At 50.5% G+C, this 12,482-nt stretch carries 9 protein-coding genes; 2 read left to right on the forward strand and 7 right to left on the reverse strand.

Annotation, left to right across the window (positions count from 1 at the left end):
• Positions 1-308: 308 nt before the first annotated feature.
• Positions 309-1,445, reverse strand: a complete 1,137-nt coding sequence (locus tag AC2TDN_RS22600) for a bifunctional cystathionine gamma-lyase/homocysteine desulfhydrase (protein ID WP_484690282.1) — start codon at positions 1,443-1,445, stop codon at positions 309-311.
• A 1-nt stretch (position 1,446) separates the two neighbouring features.
• Positions 1,447-2,367, reverse strand: a complete 921-nt coding sequence (locus AC2TDN_RS22605) for a PLP-dependent cysteine synthase family protein (RefSeq protein ID WP_484690253.1) — start codon at positions 2,365-2,367, stop codon at positions 1,447-1,449.
• Positions 2,368-2,657: 290 nt separating this feature from the next.
• Between AC2TDN_RS22605 and AC2TDN_RS22610 the strand changes: the two genes are divergently transcribed.
• A complete protein-coding gene (locus AC2TDN_RS22610; protein WP_482067895.1) occupies positions 2,658-4,100 on the forward strand; it encodes a DHA2 family efflux MFS transporter permease subunit in 1,443 nt (480 codons plus the stop codon).
• Positions 4,101-4,189: 89 nt separating this feature from the next.
• On the opposite strand, the gene AC2TDN_RS22615 is transcribed toward AC2TDN_RS22610, so the two are convergent.
• From AC2TDN_RS22615 to AC2TDN_RS22635, 5 genes are all read right to left on the reverse strand, one after another.
• Positions 4,190-4,864, reverse strand: coding sequence for a methionine ABC transporter permease (locus AC2TDN_RS22615; protein WP_482067896.1), 675 nt, complete (start codon positions 4,862-4,864; stop codon positions 4,190-4,192).
• A complete protein-coding gene (locus tag AC2TDN_RS22620; protein ID WP_482067897.1) occupies positions 4,854-5,882 on the reverse strand; it encodes a methionine ABC transporter ATP-binding protein in 1,029 nt (342 codons plus the stop codon). Before AC2TDN_RS22620 ends, AC2TDN_RS22615 begins: the two co-directional genes overlap by 11 nt.
• A gap of 73 nt (positions 5,883-5,955) precedes the next feature.
• Positions 5,956-6,786 (reverse strand): MetQ/NlpA family ABC transporter substrate-binding protein, encoded by an 831-nt coding sequence (locus AC2TDN_RS22625; protein WP_482067898.1) that lies wholly within the window; start codon positions 6,784-6,786, stop codon positions 5,956-5,958.
• A gap of 1,085 nt (positions 6,787-7,871) precedes the next feature.
• A complete protein-coding gene (thrS, locus tag AC2TDN_RS22630) occupies positions 7,872-9,785 on the reverse strand; it encodes a threonine--tRNA ligase (RefSeq protein ID WP_484690283.1) in 1,914 nt (637 codons plus the stop codon).
• Positions 9,786-10,173: 388 nt separating this feature from the next.
• Positions 10,174-10,956, reverse strand: coding sequence for a helix-turn-helix domain-containing protein (locus tag AC2TDN_RS22635; protein ID WP_484690254.1), 783 nt, complete (start codon positions 10,954-10,956; stop codon positions 10,174-10,176).
• A 105-nt stretch (positions 10,957-11,061) separates the two neighbouring features.
• Here AC2TDN_RS22635 and pyk point away from each other — a divergent pair, with 105 nt between their 5' ends.
• Positions 11,062-12,477, forward strand: coding sequence for a pyruvate kinase (gene pyk / locus AC2TDN_RS22640; RefSeq protein ID WP_484690255.1), 1,416 nt, complete (start codon positions 11,062-11,064; stop codon positions 12,475-12,477).
• Positions 12,478-12,482: the final 5 nt, after the last annotated feature.

The following is a 12,482-nucleotide window of genomic DNA, read 5'->3' on the forward strand; positions in this document are numbered from 1 at the left end:
AAAAGGTATTCTTCGCGATTATTGGTGTGATTTCCAAAAGTCAAGGGGTTTTCCGGCTTTTAGCTTACATTTCTATGACTATTAATCGGTTTCCATCGCTTGGAATGAACTGCATAAGTCATGCAAAATGAGAAAAGAGTAAAAAAAATTCAACATTTGAAACGGGCATGTCTATAAAAAATGCCATCAAAAAGCGATTCCATTATGGCTTAGAGAGCCATAGTGGAGCCGCTTTTTCGGGCAGCTGCATGAATCCTTGCGGCAAAAGCTATGCGCCTATCCCTTTTGCCGCTCTCATAAATGATGGTTTATGCTTCCAAGCTTTGCGCAAGGTCTGCAATCAGATCCTCGCTATCCTCAATGCCTGCTGATATGCGGATTAAACCGTCGGTAATGCCTAGCTGCTCTCGCCGATCGCGGGGGATCGAGGCATGTGTCATTTTGGCAGGTACAGATATAAGACTCTCCACCGCCCCCAGGCTCTCGGCAAGCGTAAAATATTTCAGCTTACGGATGACCTCCGCTGCTCGCTCCGCGCTGCCAACGTCAAAGGATATAATGCCGCCGAACCCGCGCGCCTGCTGCCTTGCCAGCTCATGCTGCGGATGACTCGGCAGTCCAGGATAGTGGATGCTCTTAATGGAATCAAGTCCCGACAAATAGGAAACGATTGCCTGTGCATTTTCCTCATGGGCTTCCATCCGAAGGCCAAGCGTCTTTAAGCCGCGCATAAGCAGCCACGAGTCCTGGGGACCAAGCACGCCGCCTGTTGCATTTTGCACAAAATGAAGCTCTTCGCCCAGCTTCTCGCCATTCACAACAGCCAGACCTGCCACTACATCGCTATGTCCCCCAATGTACTTTGTTGCCGAATGCAGCACAATATCCGCCCCAAGCGCAATCGGCGTCTGCCAATAGGGTGTGCTGAACGTATTGTCGACGATAAACAGCAAATGGTTGGCCTTGGCATAGTCGGCTGCTTTTGCAAGGTCTGTCACTTTAAGCAGCGGATTCGTTGGCGTCTCCACGAACAGCGCCTTCGTATTCGGACGAACCGCTTCTTTGATGTCCTCCAGCCTCGTCGTATCCACGAAGGTCGCTTCAATGCCTAGCCGGCTTAGCACCTTCGTAACGATCCGATACGTTCCCCCGTACACATCATCGGTCAAAATAATATGGTCCCCCGCGTTCAGCAGCGAGAAAACAGCGTTGATCGCCGCCATTCCCGAGCTGAAGGCAAAGCCCCGTGCACCTTCCTCCAAATCGGCAATATACTGCTCGAGTGCATGGCGCGTCGGATTGCCGGTGCGCGAATATTCATAGCCCTTATGAACGCCAATATCATCCTGCTTATAGGTGCTCACTTGGTAGATCGGAACGCTAACCGCACCGGTATGCGGATCAAAGGGATTGCCTCCATGAATAAGCTTCGTTTTCCGCTTCAGCTTAAGCACCTCCATAAATCTGTTTGCTTAAATACCGTTCGCTGCTGTCTGGGAAAATGGTAACGATTCGGCTGCCGGGCGCAGCGGCCTCTGCCTCAAGCAATGCGGCATGCAGCGCGGCGCCCGACGAGCTGCCGACAAGCAAACCTTCAAGCTGCGCCAACTCCTTCACCCTTGCAAAAGCATGCTCATCCTTAATCGTATGAATCGCATCAAAATACGAGCTGTCCATGAACGAGGCCAGCTTCTCGACGCCGATTCCCTCCGTTCTATGCGGGCCTGGCGCTCCGCCGCCAAGGATTGAGCCCTCCGGCTCCACGATAACCGTCTTCACATGTGGACTTTGCTCCTTCAAATACCTTGCAGTTCCCATGAAGGTGCCGCCTGAGCCTGCTCCGGCGACAAAAACGTCAATCTCCCCATTCAACTCCCGCCATAGCTCTGGGCCGAGCGTTTTATAATAGGTTGCAGGGTTAGCCTCATTCGAGAACTGTCTCGGCGAGTAGGCGCCTGGAATTTCTTTCACCAGCTCCTCCGCCTTCTGAACCGCACCTATTATGCCAAGCTCCGCTCGCGTATTTACGATATGAGCGCCAAGCGCCCTCATCAGCTGCTGCTTCTCGATGCTGAACTTGTCTGGCACAACAAAGATCGTGGACACGCCGCGTCCGATTGCTGCCAGAGCGAGCCCTATGCCTGTATTGCCTGCCGTTGCTTCTATAACCGTGCCCCCAGGCTGCAATTGCCCGTTTGCGAATGCCTCATTCAACAATTGAATGCCAAGGCGATCCTTGACGCTTCCCCCCGGATTTAAGCACTCAAGCTTCGCATAAAGGCGTACGCCGTTTGGAAGCACATACCCTTTAAGCTCAACCAGAGGCGTATTGCCGATAAGCTCGTGGACATTTTGATACACAGCCATCCGCAGTCCCTCCCGCGATATCCCATTTCCTCTTCCGCTCATCCGTTGATTGGTCCATACCTTAGGTCTATACCCTTCATCATATGAAGCTGCTTCTCTTTGTGTTATGCCCTGCAAACCTTCTTTAAACGGCCCTGCCTAGAGCTGCAATGCCTTTTCTTAAGGTGAACCATAAATAGTTCTATCGCTTAATACAACTTTTCAATAATGGCTCATTATTCCAATGTGCTATACTCCCTTTATGCTTCAGAGCCAATCGATTTTTCTTCATAAAAATAGGAGGTGAACGATTGTCAGCGGGACTAACCGAGAAATTAAACAAGCCCCTTTCTGCAAAGCAGTCGTTTTGGCCTGCACTAGCGACCCTCTTTTTCGGCTCATTCGTCGGCATGTATCATGTCGTTTCGCTTAATGTATCGTTATCCGGCTTCATTGACATTTTTCAAACGGATTTGGGAAAGGTGCAGTGGATTGTGACGGGGTTCTCGCTCGCCTGCGGCGTTATTGCGCCTGTCAGCGGCTATGCGGGGGATCGGTTTGGAGGAAAAAAGGTTTTTCTATTTTGTCTATCCGGCATTACGATTACGTCTGTGCTGTGCGCCCTTTCATGGAACATATACGCGCTCATTGCGTTTCGAATATTGCAGGGCATTTTCTGCGGACTTATTCAGCCTGTATCACTGGCCATGATTTATCGGACCGTTCCGGCCGAGAAGCAGCCTATTGCGGTAAGCATTTGGTCGTTCTCCACCATCCTTGGAACGGCGCTTGCCCCGTCGATCAGCGGCTGGCTGCAGGACTATGACTGGCATCTCATCTTCCTTGTGACCGTCCCTATTGGCATTGCAGCGATTATGATCGGCATTCGGATTCTCCCTTCCAATCCTATTAATAAGGAAACCAGGCTGGATCGTCTCGGCCTTGCGCTCGCTGCTCTTGGCAGCTTGTCGCTATTGCTGCTCTTCGGCAATATCTACGCTTGGGGCTGGCAGTCCGCCGCGTTTTGGATATGCCTAGTTGTGGGTGCCGGAAGCGCGGTATGGTTCGTTATACACCAGCTTCGCACGCCAGCGCCATTGCTCCAGCTTCACTTATTTCGCAACAGGACGTTTACGGCAAGCTTGATTATCTCGCTCATCCTTTCCGTTGCGCTATATTCGGGCATTTACTTCGTCCCGCTTTATTTGGCAGAGATTCATGATCTAAGCTCATTCCATATCGGCCTCCTGTTCTTGCCGGGGGCGGCTTGCTTAACCTGCGCAACCTTCTTCTCCGGCCGATATTACCATAAATTCGGTCCCGCTGCGCTTGTGATCGTTGGCAGCGCCATTCTCATTATGACAACGTATATGTTCAGCCGTCTCCAGCTCAGCACAAGCTTGCTTACGATTATGCTCATCATCGCGATCCGCAACACTGGAACTGGACTCGCGCTGACGCCTGTAACCAACGCCGGCATGATGGCCGTCCCGAAGGAGCTGTCCGGCCATGCATCGGCGCTCATTAATTGGCTAAGGCAGGTGTTTAGCGCTATGGCGCTTGGATTGTTCACCTCGTTGTTCTATGCTCGGCTAGCTGTTCATCAAGCTCGCTCCTCGGAAAGTGAGTCGAGTGGCCTGCAGGCTTATACGATGAGCATTAATGATGCTTTCCTCTTGTCGGCTGTCATTATTGTAGCGGCGCTGCCGCTTGCCCTGCTGCTTCGCAAACGGCAGCTTTCCCGCAGCGATTAATTTTCAAACCCAAACAGGACTGTTTTGACGCGGCGGATGTATGAACCTGCAGCGTCAAAACAGTCCTATATTTTCTGAGGGTGCTAGGCTTAATGCTTGCGCAGCTTCTTCGATATTCGATTGCCGAGCGATTGCATCAGCTGCACCAGCAGAATAAGAATACTGACGCATACGTACATCACATCGGGCTCCCAGCGCTGATACCCGTAACGAATCGCCACGTCGCCGAGGCCTCCAGCACCCATCACCCCGGCCATCGCTGTTGCTCCAATTAGACCAATTGTAGCGATGGTCAGACCCAGCACAATGCCCGGCCTCGCTTCCTTCAAAATAACCTTCCAAATAATTTGCCGCCGCGACGCGCCCATCGCTTGAAAAGCTTCGATTACGCCGGGGTTAACCTCCAGCAGAGCCGATTCAATAAGTCTAGCAATATAAGGCGCCGTATAGAAAACAAGCGGAACGATGGCTCCCTTGACCCCGATCGTCGTATGTACAAGCCATTTCGTAATCGGAATGATTGCTATCAAAATAATGATAAAGGGTACAGAACGAACGATATTTATTGACGTATTCAACAAATAATAAAGCGTTTTGTTCGCATAAATATGATTCGGTCGCAGCACGACAAGGCTCACGCCAAGAAATAAGCCGATGATCGTCGAGAAAAACAAGGAATAGCCGACCATCGCCGCCGTTTCGCCTAACGCCTCCGTATAGAGATCCCGGTTTTCAATAAGACTGTCCAGGAAGCTATTCAGCATGCTCAATCACCTCCACCTGCATGCCATTTTGGACCATATACGCGATGCCTTCCTGTACGATAGCCTGGTCACCAGGCAAGCTTATAATGAGACAGCCAAACACGGTGTCTTTTATTTTCGTAATATTGCCGTACAAAATACTCGGCCGGAGCTGAAAGCGCACCGTCAAATCCGCTAAAATCGGCTCGTTCACCGTCTCCCCGACGAAAGAGATGCGCAGCAGCTGGCCCTTTTTTGCATGACTTGAGACTATCGGCAGAAGCTCCTTCGGCAATTCAACATCAAATACGCTTTTGGTGAATTTTTTGGTCGTATCCGTCTTCGGATTTGTGAACAGCTCCAGAACGGTACCCTGCTCCACGATCACCCCATCCTCCATCACCGCCACTCGGTCGCAGATCTTCTTTACGACATACATCTCATGGGTAATGAGCACGATTGTAATGCCGTAAGTGCGATGGATATCCTGCAGCAGATTCAATATGGAATCGGTCGTTTGCGGATCGAGCGCCGACGTAGCCTCATCGCATAATAAAATTTCCGGCTCATTGGCAAGCGCTCTTGCAATAGCTACGCGCTGCTTCTGGCCTCCCGACAATTGGGCGGGGAACGCTCCCTTCTTATCCTCAAGTCCGACAAGCGACAGCAGCTCGGTTACTCTCGCTTCAATTTGCTTCTTCGGCGCGCCTGCGAGCACGAGCGGTGCGGCTATATTTTGATAGACGGTGCTCGACATCAGTAAATTGAAATTTTGAAAAATCATGCCGATCTTGCGCCGCATCATCCGCAGCTGCTGCTCATTCAGCTTCGCCAGCTCCGTTCCATTCACGCGAACGATGCCCGTAGAAGGGCGCTCCAAATAGTTGATGCAGCGCAGGAGCGAGCTTTTGCCTGCCCCGCTGTAGCCGATAATGCCGAATATCTCGCCTTTGCGAATATGAAGATTGGCATCCTTCACCGCGTGGACGGCTTGATTGCCTTGCTGATACGATTTGCTTACACTCTCGATCCAGATCACGGTATGAATGCTCCTCTGCTAAAATGTTAAAAAAGGTCCCTTCGTTTAAGAAGAGACCTAACCCTTTACCTAACTACCAAGACGCAACGATATAAGTGCCGTATTTTTCTTCTACATATTTTTTCACCTGGTCGGAATGATACGCTTTGATGAGTCTTTGGAATACGGGCTTATCCTTGTCCTCGGTTCTTACTGCGATAATATTGACCCAAGGCGAATCCTTAGGCTCGATGAAGATCGCATCCTTCGTTGGAACAAAGCCCGCTTCCACCGCGTAGTTCGTGTTAATAACCGCTGCCGTCAAGTCGCCGAGCGCCTTCGGAATGAACGCTGCATCCAGCTCCTCGAATTTCAGGTTCAGCTTATTCTCCGCGATGTCGCGTACGGTCGCTTTAATGCCAACGCCTTCCTTCAGCTTAATAAGGCCTGCATTTTCGAATAGAATTAACGCCCTAGCGCCATTCGTTGGATCATTCGGCAAGCCGATAACGTCGCCTTCTTTGATTTCCGACACCGCTTTGATTTTCTCGGAATAGAAGCCGATCGGAAAATTAAGCGTATTGGCGATTTTCACGATATCAAGGTTGTTATCCTTCTTGAATTGATCCAGATACGGCTCATGCTGGAACGCATTGGCATCAAGCTCGCCCTCTGCCAGCACTTTATTTGGCTGTACGTAGTCATTAAATACAACGAGCTCGATATCGAGGTTATCCTTTGCAGCAACCTCTTTCACCTGCGCCCAAATCTCTTCCTCGACACCTGCCGATATGCCTACCTTTAACGTTGCCTTTTCACCATTTCCATCGCCCGCCGCCTCATTCGCGCCCGATTTGTTGCCGCATGCTGCAAGTGCGAGCGTTAACGCCAGCGTCAGCACGATGAATACCATTTTTTGCTTCATTCCAAACTCCCCCTGCTTCATAATGTTCAAGATGTTCAAGACCATTAAGCTTCCAGACAAACAAAAAAGCTCTTATTAAACAGAAATCGGCCAGTGTGGCCTCTCTGTAAAATAAGAGCTTTTAGTCGTCTAATCAGCTCAATTCCTCATTATTCCAATGTAGTTACTATAGATTAAATAGAAGGCTTCTGTCAACGATTTATTTATCATTTAGATGCTAGCGCTTCCAGTTTTGGGTAAATGGTAGAAGTGTAGTCTAACCTACTGCAATCAAATTAACCAGGCATCTTTATATGCCAGCATCCTTGTAAGACCGCATCATTATAGGTCAGTATCCTTGTAGGTCAGCATCCTTGTAGGTCAGTATCCTCTTTATCCATGAGGTTAGACCCTTTGCTAGTGGACAGATTTAGCAGGAAATTCTCCCGTTAAATTTTCAAAATGGAGGAAAATGGACCATTTAGATGGAAATTCTCCCGTTAAAAGTAGTAATTTTACCCCAATAGGATAAAAATTAGAATATTAACAGGAGAAATTCCCTCTATTTCTGATTTTAGCCTGAAATCCCTTGAAATAACGGGAGTTTTTCCCGTTAGTTTCGCAGCTAGAGAATTTTCGGCGGGCTGCGAGCGGGTGAGTGCAACGAGCGGGTGAGTGCAGCGAGCGGGTGCGGGCAGCGAGCGGGTGCGGGCAGCGAGCGGGTGCGGGCAGCGAGCGGGTGCGGGCAGCGAGCGGGTGCGGGCAGCGAGCGGGTGCGGGCAGCGANGGGTGCGGGCAGCGAGCGGGTGCGGGCAGCGAGCGGGTGCGGGCAGCGAGCGGGTGCGGGCAGCGAGCGGGTGCGGGCAGCGAGCGGGTGCGGGCAGCGAGCGGGTGCGGGCAGCGAGCGGGTGCGGGCAGCGAGCGGGTGAGTGTTGCGAGCGGGTGAGTGCGAAAAAACGAGCCCTAGAATCGCTTCAAAGGCTCGCTCTTATGTCGGGGATCCTATTCAAATCCCTCAAATAGCATTTCGTTTTCCGATAATACTGCTTTCTCAGCACCCTTCATAAAGCGCGAAAGTTGCTATTTCAATCACCGGCTTAAGACATTTATGACCTAGCAAGAATTTCTTCCTTTATACGCCGCACGATCTCGCTGACCGACTCCGTACCGAGGTCGCCCTCACCCCTCTTCCTTACCGCCGCCATGCCTGCATTTTTCTCATTCTCGCCTAGTACGAGCGTGTATGGCACCTTCGCAAGCCCAGCCTCACGGATTTTATAGCCAAGCTTCTCGTTGCGAATATCCACCTGCGTCCGGATGCCCGCTTCGGCAAGCGCCTGCTTCACTTGAAGCGCGTAATCGATATACTTCTCCGAGACAGGCAGCAGCATAACCTGCACGGGAGCCAGCCATAGCGGGAACGCGCCTGCGAAGTGCTCTGTCAACATCCCGATAAAGCGGTCGATTGAGCCATAAACGGCGCGGTGAATGACAACGGGACGATGCTTCTGGCTATCCTCGCCAATGTAAGACAGATCAAATTTCTCCGGCATTTGGAAATCAAGCTGAATCGTGCCGCATTGCCAGCTGCGCTTCAGGGCATCCATAATGTGAAAGTCGATTTTCGGCCCATAAAACGCGCCATCTCCTTCATTCACCCGGTACGGAATGCCGCTGCTATCCAGCACGCTCTTCAGCGATTGCTCCGCTTGATCCCACAGCTCCTCTGAGCCCATGAAATCCTCCGGCCTTGTCGAGAGCTCAATCTTGTATTCGAAGCCGAATACGCCATATACGTGATCGATCAAAGCAATCGCACGGCTAATTTCCTCTTCAATCTGATCTGGGCGGGCAAAGATATGCGCATCATCCTGACAAAATGTCCTCACGCGCATCATCCCATTTAGTGCGCCTGAATATTCATGCCGATGAACCTGACCGAATTCTGAAATGCGAATCGGCAGCTCCCGGTAGGAATGCAGACTATTTTTGAAAATAAGCATATGCCCCGGACAGTTCATCGGCTTAAGCGCATAACTCGTATCGTCAACGTCCGTGAAATACATATTGTCTTTATAGTGGTCCCAGTGGCCCGATTGCTCCCACATCCGCCTGTTCATCATAAACGGCGTCCGTACTTCCTCGTAATCACGCTGCCGCTGCAGCTCGCGGATAAAGTTCTCCAGCTCCGTACGAATCGTCATGCCGTTTGGCAGATAGAAGGGCATGCCCGGCGCTTCCTCGGAGAACATGAACAGCTCAAGCTCCTTGCCGAGCTTGCGGTGATCGCGCTTCTTCGCTTCCTCAAGCAGATGGAGATGCTCATCAAGCTGCGCTTTCTTCGGGAAGGACGTGCCGTATATCCGCTGCAGCATCTTATTGTCCGAATTTCCGCGCCAGTATGCACCGGCGACATTAAGCAGCTTGAACGCCTTGATCCACCCAGTGGACGGCAAATGCGGCCCTCGGCATAAATCGACAAACTCGCCTTGCTCATACAGCGTTATGACAGACGCCTCAGGCAAATCGCGGATCAGCTCCAGCTTAAGCGACTCTTCCATCCTGGCGAAAAACGCCGTCGCTTCCACGCGGCTTACTTCCCGCCTTGTAATGGACAGGTTTTCTTGAACGATTCTGCTCATTTCCGCTTCAATTGCTGTAAGATCATCAGTCGACAGCGGCTTCTCAATGTCGATATCATAGTAGAAGCCATCTTCGATAACAGGGCCTCTTCCGAGCTTCACAGCCTTCTCCCCATAAATACGCTTAATGGCCTGTGCCATAACATGAGCTGTACTATGGCGATAAAGCGCAAGCCCATCTGCTCCCTCGAGCGTAACGATCTCTACATGACTGCTAGCGTCAATAGGCTGGTTCAAATCTACAAGCTTGCCGTTCACTTTGCCCGCTACTGCGTTTTTTCTAAGTCCGATGCTGATCGACTCAGCGATTTGCAAGGCGGTCGTCCCATGCTCATACTCCTTAACTGTTCCATCCGGTAATGTAATTGCAATACTCATCATGCAGCCTCCGATCGAATTAGTAGAACGCAAAAAAACACATCTCTCCCACAAAGGGACGAGTGCGTTCAGCTCGTGGTTCCACCCTCATTCGATCTGCTGCTATACGTAACTGGCTGACTGCCAGACACTTCGCTTAAGCAAGATCCTTATTGAGCATCCGATAACGGGGATGACACGGTGCTATTTACAACCGCTCATTCCATCAGCGGGTTCCATAGCACGGCTGCAAAGGGGTAATTATACAATCGATTGCTGGAGAAGCTCTCAGCCTTAGCCTCTCTCTCTGGACAGCTCGCATTGATAATCATGTCTTTGGTCGATGCCTATTTATGGGTAAATTGTAATCCGATCTTTCGGATCTGTCAACCGCAGCAGGCTCACGTTATTATTCGGTGGAAGATCGCTCATGCAGGAAGTCGGACGGAGAGCTGCCCGTGCTTCGCTTGAATATGCGGTAAAAATAAGAAACATCATTGTAGCCTAAATAATCGGCGATTTCGCTGATCATCAGCTGGGATTCCGTCAGCATATAAATTGCCGTTTTCATCCGTTGATTATGTACATATTCACTGATCGTCTGATTGGTGACTGACTTAAACAAGGTAGCGGCATAATTGGGTGTCGTGTTAATGACATCGCCCAGCTCTTCCTTCGTTACCTTCTCACGATAATGAGTGGAAATGAACTGCTTCATGCTGTCTACGCGCCGATGCTTCTCGGATGAGATCATGCCGCGGTCCTTCTCCTGATTCAAATAGATTAGCGCTTCAATCAGCAGCGCCTCCGCCATCAGCTCATAGTAGGCAGGTTTTTCCTTGTGCTGGTTCAGAATTCCCCGCAGCCGCTCCTGCACAACCTCAAAGCAGCCAAGCCTTTGCTTATACGGCTCTTGCAGCTGAAGCAGCGTTAGTCCGCATTCCGCCGTGTTTCTTCTAAAGTTGATTACGTATTTCGTATGCACAACCGTTGGGATGCTTTTGCCATAGAACGGAATATGGTCTGGAATGAGGAGCACGTCCCCTTTCTCCAAAATAACCTTCTCCTCGTTCACCCAATATACACATTTCCCATACGTCACAAGCGAGAGGTGAAAGGAGTGCTCACGCCCCCCTCCCTCCTCGTACCAAGCTGCTCCATTATCCTGATGAGCATCCGAAATGGCTATCATGATGCACACTCCCTAGCATTATACTATAGTACATTTATTGTACTATAGTTCTCATTCTCTTTCGAGCATAAGCGTTACAATGAAAAAAACGAGGAGGCCTACAACATGCTAAAAACAAAAATTATTTGTACAATGGGTCCCGCTTGCGACTCCGTTTCGACGATCAAAGAAATGATCCAAGCAGGAATGACCGTTGGCAGACTGAATATGGCTCACGGCGAATTAGAAGATCATGTCATGCGAATGAATAATATACGGCAAGCCGCGCGGGAGCTTAACACTTTCGTGCCGATTATGATGGACATTAAAGGACCAGAGGTGCGGATCGGCAAGCTGAAGGAAGCTTCTTGCGAGCTGGTTATCGGTGAAGAGCTGATACTTACGACGGAGGATGTGCTGGGCGATGCGACTCGTCTTCCCGTTAATTACGCCGAGCTGCCGCTTGTTGTGAAGGCGAATGACCGGATTTTGATCGATGACGGACTCGTTGACCTTACCGTACTTTCCGTAGAAGGAGCGGAGATTCGTTGCAAAATCATTAGCGGCGGCACGCTGAAACCGCGCAAAGGCGTCAACCTGCCAGGTATCAAAACGACATTGCCAGGCGTGACGGAGCGCGACGTGGTGCATATTCATTTTGGCATCCAGCATAATGTTGAGATCATTGCCGCTTCGTTCGTTAGAAAAGCAGAGGATATTTTGGAGATCCGCAACATTCTTGAGGAAGCGAATGCGGGTCATGTGCAAATTATTTCCAAAATCGAAAATGAAGAGGGCATGCTCAACCTCGATGCGATCATTGAAGCTTCAGACGGTATTATGGTCGCACGCGGTGATCTTGGTGTAGAGGTGCCGATTGAAGATGTTCCGATGATGCAGCGTGAAATGATCAACAAATGCAATCTCGTAGGCAAGCCGGTTATCGTTGCTACACATATGCTGGAATCGATGCAGGTTAACCCGCGCCCAACAAGAGCGGAAGTGAGCGACGTTGCGAATGCGGTTATCCAGGGCGCTGATGTTGTTATGCTTTCGGGCGAGACAGCTGCCGGCAAATATCCGATTCCGTCCGTGCGGACGATGGCTTCCATCGCGAAGAAAGCAGAATCCATGATCGACTACAAAGAGCAATTCGACAAGAAACGAGCACAGCAAAGCACAAACATTACCGAGGTCATCAGCCAAGGCGTCGTAAGCTCCTCGCTTGAGCTCAGCGCGAAAGCGATTCTGACGTCGACAGAAAGCGGCTTTACTGCGCGCATGGTATCCAAATACCGTCCGATGGCACCGATCATTGCGATTACGCAGCATGACCATGTGCTGACGAAGATTTGCTTGCTATCGGGCGTTATTCCGGTAAAAGGCGACGTCGTAACGACAACGGACGAAATGTTCGAATCTGCGACTCGCAATGCCAAGCTGACCGGGCTGATTGAAGAAGGCGACATCATCGTCCTATCCGCAGGCGTTCCAATCGGTCAAGCTGGCGCTACCAACCTGATTAAGGTGGCACAGGTCTAACTTTA

Source organism: Paenibacillus sp. Y660 (genome assembly GCF_057221575.1).